Source organism: Selenomonas sp., assembly GCF_057272215.1.
The window spans coordinates 71,883-92,108 of the sequence record NZ_DBHIUY010000002.1 but is presented as its reverse complement, the minus strand read 5'-3'; the positions used below and the strand labels follow the sequence as shown (position 1 = coordinate 92,108).

Sequence of the window (20,226 nt, the reverse complement as noted above, 5' to 3'; positions counted from 1 at the left end):
CTCGTGCTGTGCTGCGCAAATTTCATACCGACTGCGGTTTTTCGCAGAAGATTCAAGCATTGGAGAGTTGTCCGAGTGGTTGAAGGAGCACGCCTGGAAAGCGTGTATACGGGGAAACCTGTATCGAGAGTTCGAATCTCTCACTCTCCGCCAGTGATGAGAACAGGCGTTGTCTCCTTTTTACGGAGATGACGTCTTTTTTGCGTTTCTAAACAGCTATATCACAGCTATATCGGAAAATATGAGAAAAAAGTGTGAAAAAGTCCGAAAGGCAAGCAGGAATTTTGGGGAAAAAGGAGAATTGACAACTAAGGATAATTATGTTTTGATTAGGGAAAGCGCTGATTGTATCAGCTATCCTTGGAGGATGTCCTGACATTCTCCGGAAGAGTATTCCTGCATACCCCCTGGCGGGGCGAAAGAGGGAGGCAGTAATGTGGACAAGCGGGAAAGCATGTGGGAGCGTTATCTCCGCAATGGTCTGAGCCGCCGCGACTTCCTGAAAGGGTGCGTCGCGCTGACATCTTTGATGGGACTTAATACGGATATGGTTTCGAAGGTCGTCGAGGCGGCAGAGGCGAAGCCGTTGCCGGTCGTGATCTGGCTGCATGGCCATGAGTGTACGGGCTGCGATGAGTCGTTCATCCGCTCGGCGGCGCCGATGGCGTCCGATTTGGTGCTGAACATGATTGCGCTCGAATACAGCCACGTCTTGAGCGCGGCTTCGGGCGAGCCTTTTGAGGCGCATCTTGAACAGACGATTGAAAAGTACAAAGGGCAGTACATCCTTGCCGTAGAGGGTGCGATTGCGACGAAGGAGAACGGCGTCTACTGCATGTCGGGCGGTCATCCGTTCATTGATACCTTCCAGCGCGTGGCGAAGGATGCAGCGGCGATCATCGCCTACGGCACATGCGCGACGTCGGGCGGCATCCAGGCGGCTGCGCCGAATCCGACGGGTTCGGCGGGCATCGGGCACTACACGGGCGGCCGACCGGTCATCAACGTGCCGGGCTGTCCTCCTATCCCTGAGGTCATGACGGGCGTCGTCATGCACGTCGCTCTCTTCGGCACGATCCCCGACCTCGATATGGAGAACCGCCCCAAGCAGTTCTATGGTAACCGTATTCACGATACCTGCTATCGCCGTCCGTTCTTCGATGCGGGCATGTTCGCCGAGCGCTTCGACGATGCAGGCTCGAAGGCGGGCTGGTGTCTCTATAAGCTCGGCTGCAGAGGTCCCGAGACGTATGCTTCGTGCGGCAACCTGCGCTGGTTCCAGGGGATGAGCTATCCGATTCAGTCGGGTGCGCCGTGCATCGGCTGCACGAACGCAAACTTCTGGGATGATGCGCCGTTCTCCGACCGCCTGCCGAAGTACGGTCCTCTGGGCAGCATCGACAAGATCGGCGTCGGCCTCGCTGTCGGCACGGCGGCGGGCGTCGCCGTACATGGCGCTCTGAGCCTTGCACAGCGCGCGAAGGCGGACAAGGCGATCGAGAAGGAAGAGGAACAGGCGAAGAGGGAGCAGGTGCATAAATGAAACATGTAACGGTCGATCCGGTAACGAGAATCGAAGGGCATCTGCGCGTCGAAGTGCAGGTGGACGAGGCGACGGGCAAGGTCACGGACGCTCTTTCGAGCGGTACGGCGTGGCGCGGTCTGGAACTCGTCATGAACGGGCGCGACCCGCGCGACGCATGGGCATACATCCAGCGCATCTGCGGCGTCTGCACGACGGCTCATGCGCTTTGCGCCGTACGCGCCGTCGAGGATGCGCTCGGCATCCGCATTCCGACGAACGCGAACTATATCCGCAACATCATGGCGGGCTGTCTGACGGTGCAGGATCATCTCGTGCATTTCTATCATCTGCACGCACTCGACTGGGTCAGCCCCGTCGAGGCTCTGGCTGCCGATCCGGCGGCGGCGGCAAACCTGCAGCGGGAGATCTTGAAGCTGCGCCTGCCGCTTGCGGGACCTGCGGGTCTTAATACGGAAGCATATCCGAAAGATTTTCCGAATGCGACGCCCGAATACTTCGCGGCGTTCAAGCAGAAGATCGAGCAGATCGTCAAGAGCGGTCAGCTCGGCATCTTTGCGGCGAATTGGTGGGATCATCCCGACTATAAGATCCTGCCGCCCGAGGTTCATCTCATCGCGGTCGTCCACTACCTTGAGATGCTTGACAAGCATAGAGAGCTTATGACGCCGCACGTCGTCTTTGGCGGCAAGAATCCGCACGCGCATTACGTCGTCGGCGGTATGCCGTGCGCGATCTCCCTCGACGACGGCAACGCGCCGATCAATACGGCGCGGCTCGCCATCGTGGATCGTGCCGTGAACCTCACGCGCACGATTGTCAACGAATATTATCTGCCCGACGTGCTCGCCATCGGCTCGCTCTACGTCAAGGCGGGCAAGGTGGACGGCGGCGGTCTTGCCAAGCGCTGTGTGCTGGGATTCGGGCAGTTCCCCGAGCAGAGCTACACGGGTACGAGAAACGGCGACTTCATGCGTCATCTCCTGATTCGCTCGAACGGTGTCGTCGAGAACTTCGGCGCCGGCCTTGCGGCTGCGACTTTCACGGAAGTCAAGGCGGAGGATCTGTCCGATCCCGTCGCTTTCACCGAGGGCGTCGAGCACGCATGGTACGAGTACGAGGGCGCCGAGAGCGATCTCCATCCGTGGGCGGGGCAGACGAAGCCGAAGTACACGGCGCCGAAAGTCGGCACGCAGACGAATTGGCAGGAGCTTAACGAGAAGGGCAAGTATTCGTGGCTCAAGACGCCGAAATGGCGCGGCAAGCTCGCCGAGGTCGGTCCTTTGGCGCGCTACATTATCATCTACGTCAAGGCGAAGAAGGGCTTCCTGCCGAATCCGACATGGGCGGAGCAGCTTATGCTCAATCAGATGGATGCGGTGTCGAAGGCGATCGGTCTCGCGCCCGAGGTTTGGCTGCCGACGATGGTCGGCAGGACGGCGGCACGTGCGCTCGACGCACAGCTCAATGCTGAGATCGAGAAGTATTACTTCGACAAGCTCATCGAAAATATCAAGGGCGGCGATCTTGCCGTCGCGACATCCGATAAATGGGATCCTGTGACATGGCCGAAGGAAGCGAAGGGCGTCGGTCTCTACGATGCGCCGCGCGGTGCGCTCTCGCACTGGGTCGTCATCAAGAACGGCAAGATCGCGAACTACCAGTGTGTCGTGCCGACGACGTGGAACGCCTGCCCGCGCGACGATCAGGCGGGTCACGGCGCTTACGAGATGGCGATGATGGATACGCGCGTCGCCGTGCCCGACAAGCCCTTGGAAATTGTGCGCGTCATTCGCTCGTTCGATCCGTGCATGGCGTGTTCGACGCACGTCTACAACGCGAACGGCGACACGCTCAAGATCATGACGACGGATCCCTATGCAGGGCTGCAGGTGGAAGAATAAACGATCACGCATCGTGGAAAGGAGAAACTGCCGCGAGCGAGAGCGTTCATCTCTTGATTTGCGGCAGCAGGGACATGTGATATGAGAGAAGTCAAACGCAGAATCTACTACGTTTTCAGTCCTTGGCTCAGGGTCTTTCACTGGATCATGGTCGTCTGCATCTCGGTCCTCTTTGCGACGGGATTGATGATCACAGAGCCGTGGCTCATTTACTCCGTCGAGCCGACGTTCAGCGGCATGACGACGGACAACATCCGAAACATTCATTTCATCGCAGCATTCGCTTTCATGGCGGCGTTCATCCTTCGGATTTACGGCTTCTATGTGAATCGCGGCGACCGCCTTTTCCCTCGCTTTTGGGAAGGGCTCTTCTGGCGGGCGATCGGCGATGTAATCCTGCATTACATCTTCGTGCGCTACGAGCACAAGTCGTATTTGAGGAACCCGATCGCACGCATGTCGTACACGCTGCTCTATGTACTCGTCGCCATCGAGGTGCTGACAGGCATGGCGATGTATGGCGCGAACGAGCCGGAAAGCGTGTCGTTCCAGCTCTTCGGCTGGGTGATCGCTCTTTGCGGCAACGAGTTCATGGCGCATCTCGTGCATCATTACGTCGCTTGGTTCATCATCCTCTTCGCGATTGGCCATCTCTACATGGTCATCCGCGCGGAGTTCATGGAAGGTGAGAGCGAAGTGTCGAGCATGTTCTCAGGGCGCAAGATTCTGACGCATGAGCCGCTCGACGCCTATCAGCTCAGCCATCCCGAGGAGGAGCATAAGGGCAGGGCGAGTTGAGAAAGGAAGAATCGTCTATGTGTAAAGAATGCGGCTGCGGCGCGGCGAACGGTACGACACGCCTGCAATTTACCGTTACGGGCTATACGGATGCGTCGGCGAAGGACGCGGAAAAGGCTCTTTTGGGTCTTGCCGGCGTGCTCTATGTGCATATCCATGCGCACGATGGTGAGACGACGATCGACTACAATCCGGCGAAGACGAAGCTTACGGAACTGCTTGCGGTGTTTGAAGCGCGCGGTCTTTCGACTGCGCTTTGATGCGCTTCGTCTGCGTTTTGTTTGCGACAACAGGGAAAAAAGGCGCCCCCTTTCGGCAAGCCGCCGGAGGGGGCCCTTTTCGCATAGGAGGAAAACCGGTGCATGAAATGGCGATCGCCGAGGGCATCTTGGGCATCGCGCTCAAGACGATGGATGAAAACGCGGCGACGCGCGTCGCACGCGTGAATTTGCTCGTCGGTGAGATGGCGGGCGTAGAGTGCGAATCCCTGCGCTTTTGCTTTGCGGCTCTGACGAAGGGAACGGCGGCAGATGGCGCGGCGCTTTCCATCGAGCGCGTGCCGCTCATCGGGCGTTGTGGGGCTTGCGGCAGGGAGCAGCCTATCGAGCGATACAGTTTTCTTTGTCCTTCGTGCAGGAGCGGCGCACTTGAGATCATCTCGGGACGCGAGCTCAAGGTCGAATCTTTGGAGGTGGACTAGGCAAAATGGAAGTCAAGGTCATGAAGAATGTTCTGGCGATGAACGACGAAGCAGCGGCGGAGAATGCGGAGCTTTTTCAAAGAGACCGTGTATTTGTGCTCAATCTCATGGGCTCGCCGGGCGCGGGCAAGACGACGCTCCTTGAGCGCACGCTGCAGGCACTCAAGGATGAGATGCGCATCGCTGTTATCGAGGGCGATCTCTTTACATCGAAGGACGCCGAGCGCATCGACCGACTCGGCGTGCCCGTCGTGCAGATCAACACGAGCGGCGGCTGTCATCTCGATGCGCCGATGGTCAAGAGTGCGCTCTCGTCCATCGACCTCGCCGCACTCGATATGCTCGTCATCGAGAATGTCGGCAATCTCGTCTGCCCGGCAGAGTTTGAACTGGGACAGGACAAGAAGGCGGTCGTGCTGTCGATCACGGAAGGCGACGACAAACCCTTGAAGTACCCGCTGATGTTCAAGGAGGCAGATGCGGCGCTCCTCAATAAGGTTGATCTCCTGCCTTATACGGACTTCGATATGGCGCGTGCGGCAGACGACATCCGCACGATTCATCCGGGCATCGAGGTCATGGCGATCGCCTGCCGCACGGGCGATGGCATCGAGGCGTGGCTCTCGTGGCTTCGGAAAAATGTGCGCGAGAAGAAGGAGGCGGCTCGATGAGTGCAGCGTTCTTGGACGTATCGCCCGAAGAGATCGAGCGTGCGAGAAAAGAGCTTGAGGCGGCGCCCGCCGTGACGATTCTCGGCATCGGCAACGTCATCCTGCAGGATGAGGGCTTCGGCGTACGCGCCGCCGAACTTCTGCGTGAAAAGTACGATTTCCCGCCCGACGTGCAGATCATCGACGGCGGCACGCTCGGCGCAGAACTCTTGGGCGTCGTTACGGGTACAAAGCATCTGCTCGTGCTCGATTCCGTCAACGGCGGCAAAGAGGCGGGCACGCTCTTTCACTTTGCGAACGAGCAGATTGCAGCGCACTTTCAAGATAAATTGTCGGTACATGAGGTCGGCATACAGGATGTGCTCGCGACGCTCTCGGTGACGGGCCGCGCGATCCCCGACGTCGTCGTGCTCGGGGCGCAGCCTTACGCCGTCGGCGCGGGCGTAGCGCTCAGCCCCGCGATGGAGGCGCTCTTGCCCGAGATCGAGCGGCAAGCGCTCGACGTGCTTTCGCGCTGGGGCGTCGAAGTGCGGGCGAAGAGCGCACCCGGCGAAGTCGCTTTCACGCGCGTCGCCGAGGCGAAGAACGAGACGGTCGGGGCAAAGTTCGAACTGTATGCAGAGTACGATGCGCCCGCCATGCCCGAGAAAGCGCAAAGAGCAGCGGAGCATGGCGCTTTGATGCGCACGGCGCGGCAGATCATGCCGCAGGAACTTCTGGCGAAAGGAGACGAGGACTGATGTGTCTTGCTGTACCGGCGAAGGTGCTTGAAATCACGGGGAGCGTTGCCCGCGTCGCCGTCGGCGGCGTGGAGCGCGATGCAAGCCTCATGCTGCTGCCCGAAGCGAAGCTTGGCGACTATGTACTCGTGCACGCGGGCTTTGCCATGCAGATCGTCGAGGAGAAGGATGCCGAAGAAACCTACGCGCTGCTCGCCGAGATGAAGGGTGCGCCGCGCACTGTGGAGTAGGGAAGAGCGAGGGGATAGCGTGAAAAAACTCACGTCGGCAGAAGAAAAAAAAGCGGCAAAGGCGCTCCTTGCTGACATCGAGCGCCTTGCCGAAGGCCGTCATCTTCGCTATATGGAAGTTTGCGGCACGCATACGGTCGCCATCTTCCGTGCAGGGCTTCGCCAGATCCTGCCGGAGAACATCGAGCTTGTGTCGGGGCCGGGCTGTCCCGTCTGCGTGACGAGCGACGTTTATATGGATAAGGCAATCGCTTACGCGAAGATGGAAAGCGTCACCGTCGCGACGTTTGGCGACATGCTCAAGGTGCCGGGCAGCCGCGAGAGCCTCGCGGACGCGCGTGCGGCGGGCGCGGACATCCGTGTGGTCTACTCGCCGCTCGACGCGCTCACGGCAGCAAGGGAAAATCCCCAAAAGACTGTCGTATTCCTCGGCGTCGGCTTCGAGACGACGGCGCCGACCGAGGCGGCGGCGGTGCTCTCAGCAAAGGATGAAGGATTGCAAAACTTCTGCGTCTTGTCGGCGCAGAAGCTCGTGCCGCCTGCCGTGAAGCTCTTGCTCGATGCTCCCGATGTGCATGTTGACGGCTTCCTTTTGCCCGGTCATGCGTGCGTCGTCACAGGTACGCGACCTTACGGCTTTCTCGCCGACGAAGCGCATAAACCCGGCGTCGTCGCAGGCTTCACGCCGCTCGCCATCCTGCGTGCCGTCTGGCGGCTCGTGCGGCAGACGGCAGATGGTGCTGCCCGTATCGAGAACGAGTACGGCTCCGTCGTAAGAGAAGAGGGGAACCCCGCCGCGCTTGCCATCCTCGCGCGCGTCTACGAGGAAGCTGCGGACGAGTGGCGCGGTCTCGGCGTCATTGAGCGTTCGGGGCTTCGTATGCGCGAGGCGTTCGCGGACTTTGACGCTGAGCGCCGCCTGCCCGTCGAAGTCGAGCGCGTGGAGAAAAAGACGGCGTGCCGCTGCGGCGAGGTTCTGCGCGGTGCGGTGCGCCCGACGGACTGTACGCTCTTCGCGAAGGCATGTGTGCCGGCGCACGCCGTAGGGCCGTGCATGGTATCGGTCGAAGGCGTCTGCGCCGCTTGGTACAAGTATGGCCGAGGGAGGTTTCACTTTGGAAAATGAGAAGATCACGCTCGCGCACGGCGCGGGCGGCAGCTTGAGCCAAGCGCTGATGGAGAGCGTCATTTTGCCGATATTCGGCAACGAATTTTTGCAGAAGATGCACGACGGCGCGGCGCTCGACCTTGGCGGCAAGGTTGCCTTTACGACGGATTCATTCGTCGTCGCGCCGCGCTTCTTTTCCGGCGGCGACATCGGCAAGCTCGCCGTCTGCGGCACGGTCAACGATCTCGCGATGACGGGCGCCGTGCCGCGCTACATCTCGTGCGCACTGATCTTAGAGGAAGGGTTGCCCATCGAGGAACTCAGGCGCATTTTGCACTCGATGAAAGAAGCCGCAGAGGAGGCGCATGTTGCCATCGTCACGGGCGATACGAAGGTCGTCGGCAAGGGCGCGGCAGACGGCATCTACATCAACACGGCAGGCATCGGCGAGATCGAACGCGCGATGGAGCCGCAGAAAGTCAAGGCGGGCATGGACGTCATCCTTTCGGGTACGCTCGGCGACCATGCCGCGACTGTCATGGCAGAGCGCCACGGCATCGAGATTCCTGCGTCGCTTCATAGCGACTGTGCACCGTTGGGGGATCTTGCCGCCCTCATGCGCCGCGCCGCGCCTTCGATCGCCTGTATGCGCGATCCGACGCGCGGCGGCGCGGCGGCGGTCTTGAACGAAATCGCCTGTGCGGCACAGGTCGGCGTCATCATCGATGAGGAAGCACTGCCCGTGCGCGAAGAAGTCGAGGGCATCGCCGCGTTTCTCGGCTTCGATCCGCTGGAACTGGCGAACGAGGGCAAGGCGATCGCCTTCTGTGCGCCCGAAGAGACCGAGGCGCTTCTCGCCGCCATGCACGAGCATCCTTACGGCAGGGACGCCTGCTGCATCGGGCGCACAACGGCAAAAGAGCCGGGAATCGTCGCGCTCAAAACGGCGCTCGGCGGTCTGCGTATCGTCGATATGCCGCTCGGCAATCTCGTACCGCGCATCTGCTAGATATACGGCGGCGGCTTACACCTGCGCATCCGCCGTGCGCCGGAATCGTGCGATGCGGTCGAGGATTTTCACCAGAAGCGGCGCGGTAAGGAGCGTAAAGACCATGCCGGGCACCGCCGCCGCGACCAAAGCCCATACGCCCTTTCCTACGACGAAGCTCAGCGTGACGCGCGCGGTGAATGTGCCGAGCGGACCGGCAAGTGCCGTCGTCCAATAATGACGCCCGAAGAGCACAAAGACGAGACCGACCACGAGGCGAAACTGCATGGCGATGGCGACGTTGAAGAGGTTTTGCGTGCCGAGCAAGAGACCGACGAGACTTGACAAAATGCCCGCCAAAATGTAGCGTTTGAAGCCAAAGACGGCGCAGATCGCGACCGCTAAGGGCGCGGAAAGCTGGAACTCCAACCCCGGAGCGAGACTTGGCAGCTTGATGGCGCCGGTGACCGTGATCAAGGCGGCGAGCAGGGCGATCTCGGTCACGGTGGATGTGGAAATGGTCGGTTTTTTCATGGGAAACGCTCCTTTTCAGGAAGCACGGATCGAGGGTCGTCCAACGGAAGGGATTCATCCGTGCTTCCTTTCATTTTATTTTCGGGGATAGATGCGTCCCCGATTTGTTTGTTTTAGCGTACACGGTTCTTTGGTTATTGTCAACCTATAAATAAATTAAGTTGACAATAAAATAAACAGGAGCTATTCTGTAGAAGAATCTTTGAAAAGGAGTGGTTCTGCATGGCGCTTTACAGTCTGAAAATGCGGGCGGAAAAGATCGCGCAGGAGCGTGAGCATGTGTCCGGCGCGGAGAAGATCCTGCCGGAGGATGAGCTGCCCGCCTATATGGCGGCGCTTCTTGCGCGTGCCCTGCACCATGCCAAGGGCAAGGCGGATTTTGTGAATTTCAAGGTGGAGGCGGTCGCGCCGGAAGATGTGGAGCATCTGGACGCTTTGCCCATCTCGACGGTTGAAGTTGAGACGGCGGAAGAGGGGCGGCGTGTGATCCTTCAGGCATTGGAAAGCCTCGGCTTGAAGAACGGCGAGGCGATCTTGGCGAAGTTCTCCGAGACGTATGGGATGCGCGGCGCGATGCTGCTTGATGCAGATACGCTTGAGCGTCTGGAGCCGGATGCGGTGCGCGGTCTGCGGGCGACGTACATGGATGACGAACGCGCCGCAAAACGGCCTTCCGACTGTAAAAATCACTTCGCCGAAGCCGTTGTCCTTGCGACGAAAGTCGTCCATGCGCCGCACATCGTCGCGGAGATCTGCGTATCCGACGATCCCGACTATGTGGCGGGATATGTGGCGGCGCAGTCTTTCGGCTATCGCCGCATCACGAAGCTCAAGGCGATGGGATCGCCCGACGGCGGGCGTATCTTCCTCTATCGCGGTCCGCGCGAAGGGGTCGCAGACTGTATTCGCTATTTGGAAAAGCAATGCGTGCTCGTGCGCGGCGTGCCGGACAGCCCGACAGGGAATTCGCAGCGCAAGGGCATGGGGGAAATGCTGAAAGAACGGTTGGCAGTGAAAAAGGCGCGGCATCTTTGCCGTGAAATGCACGAGATAGCATCTGCGCAGGCTGCGCACGTCACGGTTGGCGGCGTTGAAAAGCTGCTTCTGGCATCGAACAACTACCTCGGTCTCATTGACCATCCGCGGCTCAAGCGGGCGGCGCAGGAAGCCGTCGAGCGATACGGCTGCGGTTCCGGCGGCTCGCGGCTGACGACGGGGACGCTGCCGCTGCATACGAAGCTGGAAGCGGAATTGGCAGCGTTCAAGGGGACGGAAGCCGCACTTCTTTTCGACACGGGATACATGGCGAATGTCGGCATTCTTTCTGCGCTGGGGCAGGAGGGCGCCGTGTTCTTCAGCGACGCCCTCAACCATGCGAGCATCATCGATGGCTGTCGCTTGAGCCGCGCCAAGACGATCATCTACAGCCACAATGATATGCGGGATCTGGAAGAAAAGCTCGCCGCCTGCACACCATGCCGCGGCGTCATCGTCTCGGATGCGGTGTTCAGCATGGACGGCGATATTGCCGACTTGCCGCGCATCTTGCAGCTTGCGCGAAAGTATCACGTTTGGAGCATGGTGGACGAGGCGCATTCTACCGGCGTGATCGGCGAGACGGGGCGCGGCATCTCGGAACACTTTCACCTGCAGGAGAAGCCCGATGTCCTGATGGGGACGCTGTCGAAGGCGTTGGCGAGCGAGGGCGGCTACGTCTGCGGCAATCGTCTCTTGATCGACTATCTGCAAAATACGGCGCGAAGTTTCATCTTCTCGACGAGCCAATCGCCTGCCAATCTGGCGGCTGCATCCGAGGCGTTGCATCTCCTGCAAGAAGAGCCGGATCGCGTCGCCCGCCTGCAGGAAAATGTCCGCGTATTCTGCGCAGCGCTGGCAGATGGCGGCGTTGAAGCTGAGAGCGAAACAGCGATCGTGCCGCTCATCGTCGGCGAAGAGCGCTTGGCGATGAAAGTTGCGAAGGAATTGGAGCGGCAGGGCGTCCTCGTATCCGCCATCCGCTACCCCACGGTGGCAAAGGGCAGTGCCCGCCTGCGCGTCGCCTTGAGTGCAGCGCATACGAAAGAAGAGCTGCGAAGTGCCGCGGCGCGTATCTGTGCAACTCTGGGCAGCTTTCGTTTATCTTAAAATGAAGTTCGCCAAATAGGAGCGGATTTTTTGTTTGTTTGTACGCTCCTTCTTGTCCCATTGACGAATCTCTGTCTTTTTTCTATAATAGGAAAGTGTTTTGCTATTGTCTAAACGAAGGAAAGAGACGATTCGATGCGAAAATTTGCTTTGGCGCCGATCTTGATCTCGCTGCTCCTGCTCCTTGCAAGCTCTCTGTGCTTTGCCGAGGACGAGGGGCGGCGTTTTGTGGATGCGCGGGATGGTACGGGATATTTTGTGGATGTTACGACGGTTTCCATCGACAGCAATCATGAATATACGGCGAATGTTGCCATCGTCAAGGCGAAAGAAAATCGTCTCTTTTCTTATCGTATGCATTTTGACTTTGCAGCGCGTACATATCAGATCCTGCGTTCTGCCACTATGACATACGATACGCGCGAAGTGTCACAGCGCACGACGACGCCCGCACCTGCGGCTCCTTATGTCGCAGGCTCGCCGATCGCCGCTGTCGTTGACTATCTCTACGCATGGCAGCGCGGCTATGAGAAATAGGAATGGAGAAAAGTTCTTCATATAGGAAAATAGACTGATATATTGGATTCGCAGTCCTGAGATATTTCCGAAAATAAATCGGATAGAAATAATAATTGTTTTTCTAAAAATGCTTGCAAATAATTTCGAGATATGTTATCCTATTTGCGGTAGGAAATACAGCCTAAAACATTCGGAATCCATGCTCGATCCGACGAGCGTTGTGAAAGAGTTGACGGTATGCTTCGGAAATGCCGCTGTCAGAAGGACTCTTTTCACAAGTGTGGATATTTTCGCTTGTAATCGGCGGCAGGGTTTTATCGCCGTCATGTCCCGGAGGTCAGTCCTCGATGGGGCAGTTTGCAGGGTGTACGATACATCGCTGTAGGGGCAAGCTTCCTATATTCGTCTGGATCGCGCCGGAGCTTAGCTCTAAGGTCGTTGCTCAGTGCATATAGCCTGTAGGCGTCGTTGGACGGATTTACCGCCTTTCTCCTTTTGGGGGACTGTTCGTGCTTTGTGTACGGCGGTTGCAGCTCTCTTGGTGTATGGAGATTGGCGGGATGCAGCTGAGAAGGCTGGACCTTTTTCGATCGGAGTGAGTGGGGATAACTGCTCCGGTTAGCTGCACAAGAGACCTTTGAGCTGCTGAGGTCTTTCATGAAGCTTCATCCCGGCTCTTTCCCGACGGTTTTGCAAGGCGTATGAGGAAAGGAGCGGGGCGTGCGGCATGGATCCCCACGCATATCGGGCGGCGAGGCGACTCGCCGCTTTTTTAGTTTTTTGGCATCCTTGCAGGATGTTGTGATCGTCCCCTGCTCGGGGCGTTTTTTTTTGAAAATCTTCGGTTTGTTCTTGCCATTTTCAAAGGGACAGCTCTTGACATTTATATCTATATATCGTAATATATGGATATAAAGGGGCTGGTTTTATGACGGAAGATCAAGAACTCATGCAGGCGGCTGAGATTCTCAAGGCGCTCTCGCATCCCGTGCGCCTTTGTATCGCGCGGGGGCTTTGGCAGAGCGGCGGCTGCAACGTGGCGCACATGCAGCAGTGCTTGGATGCGCCGCAGTCGACGATTTCGCAGCACCTTGCGAAAATGCGCAGCGTGGGCATCATCGAGGGGGAGCGCAACGGGCTTGAGGTCGTCTATCGGCTCAAGAGCCGTGCGGTGGCGCAGCTGCTTGAAGGGCTTTTTTGCAAGAAAAAGAATTATCACGATATGGGCTGATTTCGCGCTTTCGACAGCATAGGGGAGCGCGGCGGCACAGAAGGAGGCATATCTGTATGGAAATGAAAAAGGAACAGGCAAAGCGCTATGTCATCGTCGGCGGCGTGGCAGGCGGTGCGACTGCGGCGGCGCGACTGAGGCGCTTGGATAAGGATGCGAAGATCGTGCTCTTCGAGCGCGGTGAGCATATTTCCTTCGCGAACTGCGGTCTGCCTTACTATGTTGGCGATGAGATCAAGGAGAGCGAGCGTCTCCTGCTCATGACACCGGAGTTGTTCCGTGAACGCTTCGCCGTTGATGTGCGTACAGGAAGCGAGGTCACGCATGTTGACAGTGAGAATCGCCGCGTTCATGTGCGGACGGCGGCGGGCGAGACTTATGAGGAGCCGTACGACGCGCTTCTCTTGTCGCCCGGCGCGAAGCCTTTGCGCCCGCCGATACCGGGCGTTGAAAGCCCGCGCATCTTGTCCTTGCGCAATGTGCCGGATGCTGAGGTTTTGCGCCGATTGGCGGATCAATATGCGGCGGCGGGGCGCACTGTCGTCGTGGGCGGCGGCTTCATCGGCGTCGAGATGGCAGAGAACCTTCGTGCGCGCGGACTTTCTGTCACGCTTGTCGAGGCTGCGCCGCATCTGCTTGCACCGTTCGATGCGGATATGGCGAAGATCGCAGAGAAGGAGATGAACGAGAACGGTGTCGGGCTTTACCTTGGCGACGGCGTACAGGAGTTTAAGGAGGATACGCAGGGCGTGCGCGTTCGTCTTGTGAGCGGACGTGAGATCGCCGCGGATTTCGTCGTGCTCGCCATCGGGGTAAGCCCCGACACGGATTTTTTGAAGGATAGCAGCGTCGCGCTCGGCGAGCGTGGTCATATCCTCGTGAATGAGCGCATGGAGACGAGTGTGCCTGACGTCTATGCTGTAGGCGATGCTGTGATGACATTCGACCGCCAGACGAATACGGCGGGTACGCTGCCCCTCGCGGGACCGGCGAATCGGCAGGGGCGTCTCGCCGCTGACAACATGACGGGAAGGCGGCGCATATATGACGGCTTCATCGGTACGGCGATCCTCAAGGTGTTCGGCTTGACGGCGGCTGCCGTCGGCAAGAACGAGCGCATGTTAGAGCGCGAGGGGCTTCGCTGCGGTGAGGATTATCGCGTCGTGAAGCTGCATCCGCTCGCGCATGTCGGCTACTATCCGGGGGCGCAGACGATGACGCTGAAGCTTCTCTATCGTACGAAGGGGGCTGTCGGTAAAATCCTCGGGGCGCAGATCGTCGGTACGGGCGGCGTGAAGTCGCGCATCGACGTGCTTGCGACGGCGATTGCGATGGGGGCGGATACAGACTTTTTGACAAGTTTGGAGCTTTCTTACGCGCCGCCGTTCGGTGCGGCAAAAGATCCCGTAAACATGGCGGGGTATATGGCGGAAAACGATCTCGCGGGTCTCGTGCGTTTCCTACCCGCGGAGCAGCTGGATGCGGCGCGGCAGGCAGGCGTGCGCGTACTCGACGTGCGCACGCCGGGTGAGCTTTCTCATGCGCCTTTCGCTTCCGACGCGCAGATTCCGCTTGACGAGCTGCGCACTCGCGTCCGTGAGCTTGACCGCACGGTGCGCTGGGCAGTGCTCTGCAAGGTCGGACAGCGCGCTTACAATGCGGTGCGTATCTTGGCGCAAGATGGCTATGATGCAGAGGTCATCGCGGGCGGCTATACGTCGCTGAAAATGGCAGAGTTTGAGGCGTCGCCGGATACTGCGCCGCCCTGCGGTGCGGCTGAGAGCATGGGCTGCGGCGGTGCGCCGCAGGCGGCAAAGAAGGCTACGGTGGCAGAGGAAGTAGATCTCACGGGACTTAGCTGCCCCGGACCCTTGATGGAGCTGCAGAAGGCGATGGAACGCATCGCATCCGGCGATGTGCTGCTTGCGCGTGCGTCCGATCCCGGCTTTTTCGCGGACAGTGCGGCGTGGGCAGAGGCTGCAGGGCACAGGATGATCTCGCGCAGCAAGGAGAATGGGCTTGTCGTTGTCAAGATCAAGAAGGCGGGCGGGAAGGACGCGGCAGACGACGCTTCGGAGGGCGGCTAGGTGTGCCGTATGCAAAGGGGCAAGGCGCGGCAGCAGATTGCCGCAGCATGCCGCGCGAGAAGCATAAGACCATCGTTGTGTTCAGCGGTGACCTCGATAAAGTGCTTGCAGCGTTCGTCATCGCCAACGGTGCGCTTGCTATGGGCAGCAAGGTCACGATGTTCTTCACTTTCTGGGGGCTGAATGCCCTGCGCCGCCCTGAAGGCGCAGACGTGAAAAAGGGTTTCATCGACCGCATCTTCGGATGGATGATGCCGTGCGGCAGCCGGGCGCTTGCGCTCTCGAAGCTTCATCTGGGGGGCATCGGCACGCGCCTCATGCGCCATGTCATGCAACAGAAGGGTGTTGCGTCCTTGGAGAGCCTGATGCAGAGTGCAGTCAAGGGCGGCGCGGAAATCGTCGCATGTCAGATGTCAATGGACGTCATGGGCATACGCGCCGAAGAACTGATCGCAGGCGTAAGCGCAGGCGGTGTCGCCGCTTACTTGGCGGCGGCGGAGAAGTCGGACACGAACCTCTTCATATAGAAGAAGGACTGCCCTGCATCATCCCGAGGATGGTGCAGGGCAGTCTTTCTTTTCGCTATACGAGGTCTTTTCCCTTCTTGCCCGTCAGGTGCTCGATCTTCAGCTCGACCATGTTGAAGGCCGACCAATGCTTTTTTATTTCTTCGTCACAGGCTTCGGGATGGCCGGGATAGTAGGCCTCGCCGAGAAATTCCGCCGTTTCTCGTTTTTCTTCGTCGCTCTTGAGGACGCGCAGCCTGCCGAAGGCGATGACGCTGCGGTATTGCGTCAGGAAGCGGTGCGGCACGACCTTGTCCTCGGCAATGATGCAGAACGACGCCTTGTCACATCGCTCAATCGCCGTCATCTTGTGGCCGACGCGCGCCGTATGAAAGAGCAGGCGTTCCTTTTCCTCGTCGTAGGCGAAGCTCATGGGCACAGCGTAGGGATAGCCGTTTTCGCCCGCGAGCGCGAGCACGCCCGAGGTCGCTGCCGCGAGGATGTCGCGGGCTTCTTCATCGCTCATCTGTTGCTTCTTACGGCGCATTTCTCTGAACATGGAAATTGTCTCCTTTTCTTGTTTGCTGTATATGAGATTTGGTATGGAAGAGAATTTTGTGAAGGTCAGCCGGGATCTGCTTCTGCGATGCGAATAGCGATGCGCGTGATGTAGTCGGCTTCATTGGCGGCAGAAATCTCGTCGATGAGGCTTTCCTCGTAGGAAAAGCCGCGAGGGGTTAGGGCGTGATCCTCGATGTAGGAACGCAGACGCGCGTAGGCGGGCGCTGTGTTCATATAGTTGCCCGCGAAGCAGGTCACGAGGTAGCGTCCGGCGGGACGCTCGTGGCGCAGTTCCCTTGGCAGATGGCGAAGCGGCACGTCCGTCGGCGTGAAGTAGCGGCAGATGAGGCTTTCCCTTTCCGGTGTCATATAATCGCCCGTCTCGACCATCGCACCGAAACTCAGCCCCGCGTAGATGTCGTGCGTGAGGACATAGCGCAGGTGCTCGGCAATGATCTTCTCCACGGCAGCGTGATTGCCGCACTCCTCGAAGCTGCGCGTCGGAGCGGAGAGCAGGAGGGTCGCCTTCGGCCAATCTTCTTCTCGCACTTCGTCGAGCTGAAGAGCGGTCGTCGCTGTGATTCGTTCCCTTTGCTTGCGCACGATGGTGCGCTTTCGAGTGAGCGTCTTGATTTCTTCGTCGAGCCATATTTCCTGACTCTTCAGCAGCGAGTGGAGGTTTTCCGGACTGCGCTCCTCCATGTAGCGTTTGATTTCTCCCAGTTCCAACCCCATGCCGCGCATCGTGCGGATGAGGTGAAAGGGGTAGATCTGCCGAAAGGAATAGCTGCGGTAGCCGTTCTCGGCGATGTAATCGGGGCGGAAGATGCCCTCGCTGTCGTAGTAATGTAGCGTGCGCTTGTTGACGCCCGTGATCTTGGCAAACTCTCCTGTATGAAAGGCTGGTCGACGTGCCATGAGAAAATCCTCTCTCGTCAAGGGTTGACATTACACTTACTGTATAGTCTATCATAAAAGTCTAAGAGGTCAAGCTGTACATAGGTCTGCACCTTTACGTGGAAAAAGGAGAATCTTCATGAACACATTGGCAAAGCATTTCAGTCTTGGCGGGCTTTTGCGCTTCGCTGCGCCTGCCGTCGGCATGATGCTCGTCCTTTCTATCTATACGGTGACGGATGGCATATTCATCGGACGTTATGCGGGAACGCTCGCGCTCGCCGCTTCGAACATCGTCTATCCGGTGCTGAACCTTCTCTTCGGGCTTTCCATCATGCTTTCTTCGGGCGGCTCGGCACTTGTCGCCAAGACGCTGGGGGAGGGAGATGCGGCATTGGCGAGGAGGCGCTTCACGTTGATTGTTGTTGTCGGTGCGGCGCTCGGCATATTGCTCGCGCTCAGTGTATTCCTCTTCATGGAGCCGATTTTGGTGCTTCTCGGCGCTTCCCCCGAGCTTTATGCTGACTGCCGCGCGTATCTCTCGGCGAATATATTCTTCGCGCCGTTCGTTGCCTTGATGATCATATTCAACGCTTTCTATATCGCGGACGGTCGCCCTGTGCAGGGATTTCTTGTATCGCTGACAGCGGGATTTGTCAATGTCGGACTTGACTATGTGTTTCTCGCGCACTTCGGCATGGGCATCTTCGGCGCAGGTCTTGCGACGGGCATCTCGGATGTCGTCGCGGCGGTCTTGGGGCTCGCGTACTTTTCGCGTTATAGCCGCACGCTCTCCTTCGCGCGGTTTTCCTTCGCCGTGCGCCCGCTCTTTCAGGCGCTTTGCAACGGCTCTTCCGAGATGGTCACGCAGCTTTCCGTAGGCATCACGACGTACCTCTTTAACCTCGTGACATTCTCCTATGCGGGGGCGGATGGCGTCGCAGCGATCAGCGTCATCCTCTATGCGGAAATGCTCCTGACGGCGATTCTCATGGGGTTCGCCAATGGCGTCGCGCCCGTTTTTTCCTACCAGTTCGGCGCGAAGGGATACGCCGAGCTTCTGCGCCTTCTGCGGCTGTCGCTTGGCATAATCTTTGGTTTCGGACTCTTGTCCTTTGCGGCGGCGCGGGTTTTTGCCGCACCGCTGATGGCGCTTTTCCTGCCGGACGGAGGCCACGCCTATGCGTTGGCGCTCGGCGGTTTTTTGCTTTTCTCTTGGAGCTTCTCGCTTTGCGGCTTCAATCTCTTCGCCTCGACTTTCTTCACGGCGATTTCGGATGGCAGGATGTCGGCAATCCTATCCTTTGTGCGCAATCTCGTCGGCATCGTGGTATTCCTTATGCTCTTGCCGCATTTCTTCGGATTGGATGGCGCATGGCTCGCCGTTCCTGCGGCGGATTTGACCGCTGTCCTGCTCTCCTTCCGCCAGCTTTGGGGGGCGGCGTGTTCCTTTCGTGAGGAAAAAGCGGCGGGAACTGTGATTTTGGGACGTTGAGAGGTATGCGAATGAGGGTTTCGGGAAAAGGTGGAAAGCGCCTTGCATGTCTTTTGGGAGCGGTCTGCGTGCTGCTCGGCAGTACGGCGTCGGCTGCGGGGATGCCCGGTGCATCGGGGGCGATGATATCGAACGCGAAGGAGACGGCGGCGTCGGATACGGCGGAAGCGGCATCGTCCGATTACGGCGTGGCGCTCGGTGATCCCTACGATGACGCCGGCTTCTGGTGCGATGCGGCGGGTGATTGTCTCCTCGGCACGGCAGAGGATGTGGTGAGGATTAACGAAGAGCTGCACGCGAATCAGCCGAGTCTCGTTTCTTTGGCGGACTTGCCGCGCGCCGTATCGAGACGGCAGCTCCGGCATTGGATGGAAGAAGCCGCGCCCGAGCGTGAAGATTGGTACGCGCCGACAGAACTGCTTTCGGATGAAGCGTATCAGGCGGCAGTCGAAAATTGTGCGGCGGATAAGCTGCCGCTCCGCAATCCTCTGCGCTACGGAATCTGCGTGCGCCGCGCTGACCTGCGCTATTTACCGACCGAAGAGGCATGGCTCGATGCACCCGATGATATTCATTACGACAGTTTGCAGGCGACTGCCGTTGATCCCGCCGAGCCGCTTGCCGTTTGGCACGAGAGCGCAGACGGCAAGTTCCTCTTCGTTTCCATGCGCTATTATCGCGGCTGGCTGGCGAAGGGTGCGGTCGCCCTAACGACGCGCGAAACGTGGCTCGCTTATGTGCAGCCCAAAGATTTTCTCGTCGTGACGCAAAACCGCTATGAAACGCCTGAGGCGGCGGGCGGGCAGGTCTATCAGCTCGGCAGCCGCATCCCGCTCGTGCAGCAGGGCGAGGAGCATCTCGCGCGTCTGCCGCAGCGTGCGGCGGACGGCAGTCTCCAAGAAATGCTTGTGCCGCTTCCGTACAGCGAGAGTACAGGCGCTGTCGTTGCGGATACGGGCAGCGCAGAAGCCGCCGCGCTCCATCGCGGCGACCTGCCCTACACAGTGAATAACCTGCGCCGTGCGGCTTTCGCGTGCCTCGGCGACGTCTATGGCTGGGGCGGGCAGGATGAGAGCGTCGACTGCTCCTCGTTCGTCGCCGACGTCTACCGCACGGTCGGCATCGAGCTGCCGCGTGACGCTGATGAGCAGGAGGAGGCGTTTTTGCGGGCGAGTGTGCATTTGGGCGATGCACAGAATGCGGCGCACGGTGCGGGGGGAAATGCTACGGCATCTGAGGTGCATCGGCACGGTATGGAAGATGCCGCGCCGCACCTCGCTTTCATGCCGCTCGACGATCTCGCGCCCGCAGAGCGCACGGAGACGCTTCTCACCGCGCCGCCCGGGAGCCTCTTGTTTCGTCCCGGACATGTGATGCTAACGCTTGGCTCGATCGATGGGAAATCGTACGTCATCCACTCCTTGAGCGGCTGCTGGGAAAAGACGCAGGAAGGGATGAGCCGCTGCCGCATTCGCCGCGTCCTCGTCAGCGACGCTTACTTTTTGACGATCACGGAAGGCAGGAATCTCGACGATTGCACAGGTCTGGGAATTTTTCGATAAAGTATAA

At 59.0% G+C, this 20,226-nt stretch carries 20 protein-coding genes and 1 tRNA gene; 18 read left to right on the top strand and 3 right to left on the bottom strand.

Annotated elements, in window-relative coordinates:
- Positions 1–61 precede the first annotated feature (61 nt).
- The 11 genes from ACO5Z0_RS02330 to hypE all read left to right on the top strand — a co-directional run bounded on the left by ACO5Z0_RS02330 (position 62) and on the right by hypE (position 8,703).
- Positions 62–153 (top strand) — tRNA-Ser (locus tag ACO5Z0_RS02330).
- 283 nt (positions 154–436) lie between these two features.
- Entirely contained in the window at positions 437–1,543 is a 1,107-nt protein-coding gene (locus tag ACO5Z0_RS02325; RefSeq protein ID WP_442676574.1) for a hydrogenase small subunit, read from the top strand.
- Positions 1,540–3,447 carry a nickel-dependent hydrogenase large subunit gene (locus ACO5Z0_RS02320; protein ID WP_442673088.1) on the top strand — a complete coding sequence of 636 codons (1,908 nt, stop codon included), beginning with the start codon at positions 1,540–1,542 and terminating at the stop codon, positions 3,445–3,447. Before ACO5Z0_RS02325 ends, ACO5Z0_RS02320 begins: the two co-directional genes overlap by 4 nt.
- 81 nt (positions 3,448–3,528) lie before the next feature.
- Positions 3,529–4,245, top strand: coding sequence for a Ni/Fe-hydrogenase, b-type cytochrome subunit (gene cybH / locus ACO5Z0_RS02315; RefSeq protein ID WP_442676572.1), 717 nt, complete (start codon positions 3,529–3,531; stop codon positions 4,243–4,245).
- A 17-nt stretch (positions 4,246–4,262) separates the two neighbouring features.
- On the top strand, positions 4,263–4,505 hold the full coding sequence (locus ACO5Z0_RS02310) for a hypothetical protein (RefSeq protein ID WP_485649048.1): 243 nt from the start codon (positions 4,263–4,265) through the stop codon (positions 4,503–4,505).
- Positions 4,506–4,603: 98 nt separating this feature from the next.
- Positions 4,604–4,945 (top strand): hydrogenase maturation nickel metallochaperone HypA, encoded by a 342-nt coding sequence (gene hypA / locus ACO5Z0_RS02305; protein WP_442673091.1) that lies wholly within the window; start codon positions 4,604–4,606, stop codon positions 4,943–4,945.
- Positions 4,946–4,950: 5 nt separating this feature from the next.
- Positions 4,951–5,616 carry a hydrogenase nickel incorporation protein HypB gene (gene hypB, locus ACO5Z0_RS02300; RefSeq protein ID WP_442673092.1) on the top strand — a complete coding sequence of 222 codons (666 nt, stop codon included), beginning with the start codon at positions 4,951–4,953 and terminating at the stop codon, positions 5,614–5,616.
- Positions 5,613–6,356: a HyaD/HybD family hydrogenase maturation endopeptidase gene (locus ACO5Z0_RS02295; protein ID WP_485649047.1), complete on the top strand. Its 744-nt coding sequence runs from the start codon at positions 5,613–5,615 to the stop codon at positions 6,354–6,356. The genes hypB and ACO5Z0_RS02295 overlap by 4 nt, the downstream gene beginning before the upstream one ends.
- Positions 6,356–6,586, top strand: coding sequence for a HypC/HybG/HupF family hydrogenase formation chaperone (locus tag ACO5Z0_RS02290; protein ID WP_442673094.1), 231 nt, complete (start codon positions 6,356–6,358; stop codon positions 6,584–6,586). Before ACO5Z0_RS02295 ends, ACO5Z0_RS02290 begins: the two co-directional genes overlap by 1 nt.
- Before the next feature lie 19 nt (positions 6,587–6,605).
- Entirely contained in the window at positions 6,606–7,712 is a 1,107-nt protein-coding gene (gene hypD / locus ACO5Z0_RS02285) for a hydrogenase formation protein HypD (protein WP_485649046.1), read from the top strand.
- Positions 7,702–8,703: a hydrogenase expression/formation protein HypE gene (gene hypE, locus ACO5Z0_RS02280; protein WP_485649045.1), complete on the top strand. Its 1,002-nt coding sequence runs from the start codon at positions 7,702–7,704 to the stop codon at positions 8,701–8,703. Before hypD ends, hypE begins: the two co-directional genes overlap by 11 nt.
- 15 nt (positions 8,704–8,718) lie before the next feature.
- Here the strand turns inward: hypE and ACO5Z0_RS02275 are convergent, their stop codons facing one another.
- A complete protein-coding gene (locus ACO5Z0_RS02275) occupies positions 8,719–9,216 on the bottom strand; it encodes a hypothetical protein (protein ID WP_485649044.1) in 498 nt (165 codons plus the stop codon).
- Between the two features lie 222 nt (positions 9,217–9,438).
- Between ACO5Z0_RS02275 and bioF the strand changes: the two genes are divergently transcribed.
- From bioF to ACO5Z0_RS02250, 5 genes are all read left to right on the top strand, one after another.
- Positions 9,439–11,361, top strand: coding sequence for an 8-amino-7-oxononanoate synthase (gene bioF, locus ACO5Z0_RS02270; RefSeq protein WP_485649043.1), 1,923 nt, complete (start codon positions 9,439–9,441; stop codon positions 11,359–11,361).
- 135 nt (positions 11,362–11,496) lie between these two features.
- On the top strand, positions 11,497–11,898 hold the full coding sequence (locus tag ACO5Z0_RS02265; RefSeq protein ID WP_485649042.1) for a hypothetical protein: 402 nt from the start codon (positions 11,497–11,499) through the stop codon (positions 11,896–11,898).
- Between the two features lie 910 nt (positions 11,899–12,808).
- Positions 12,809–13,111, top strand: coding sequence for an ArsR/SmtB family transcription factor (locus ACO5Z0_RS02260; protein ID WP_485649041.1), 303 nt, complete (start codon positions 12,809–12,811; stop codon positions 13,109–13,111).
- 56 nt (positions 13,112–13,167) lie between these two features.
- Positions 13,168–15,198: an FAD-dependent oxidoreductase gene (locus tag ACO5Z0_RS02255; protein ID WP_485649040.1), complete on the top strand. Its 2,031-nt coding sequence runs from the start codon at positions 13,168–13,170 to the stop codon at positions 15,196–15,198.
- 2 nt (positions 15,199–15,200) lie between these two features.
- A complete protein-coding gene (locus ACO5Z0_RS02250; RefSeq protein WP_485649039.1) occupies positions 15,201–15,725 on the top strand; it encodes a DsrE/DsrF/DrsH-like family protein in 525 nt (174 codons plus the stop codon).
- Between the two features lie 55 nt (positions 15,726–15,780).
- Here ACO5Z0_RS02250 and ACO5Z0_RS02245 read toward each other — a convergent pair whose 3' ends face one another.
- A complete protein-coding gene (locus ACO5Z0_RS02245) occupies positions 15,781–16,269 on the bottom strand; it encodes a pyridoxamine 5'-phosphate oxidase family protein (protein ID WP_485649172.1) in 489 nt (162 codons plus the stop codon).
- A gap of 59 nt (positions 16,270–16,328) precedes the next feature.
- Entirely contained in the window at positions 16,329–17,183 is an 855-nt protein-coding gene (locus tag ACO5Z0_RS02240) for a MerR family transcriptional regulator (RefSeq protein WP_485649038.1), read from the bottom strand.
- A 118-nt stretch (positions 17,184–17,301) separates the two neighbouring features.
- Here ACO5Z0_RS02240 and ACO5Z0_RS02235 point away from each other — a divergent pair, with 118 nt between their 5' ends.
- Positions 17,302–18,657 (top strand): MATE family efflux transporter, encoded by a 1,356-nt coding sequence (locus tag ACO5Z0_RS02235; protein ID WP_485649037.1) that lies wholly within the window; start codon positions 17,302–17,304, stop codon positions 18,655–18,657.
- 53 nt (positions 18,658–18,710) lie between these two features.
- A complete protein-coding gene (locus ACO5Z0_RS02230) occupies positions 18,711–20,219 on the top strand; it encodes an SH3 domain-containing protein (protein ID WP_485649036.1) in 1,509 nt (502 codons plus the stop codon).
- Positions 20,220–20,226: the final 7 nt, after the last annotated feature.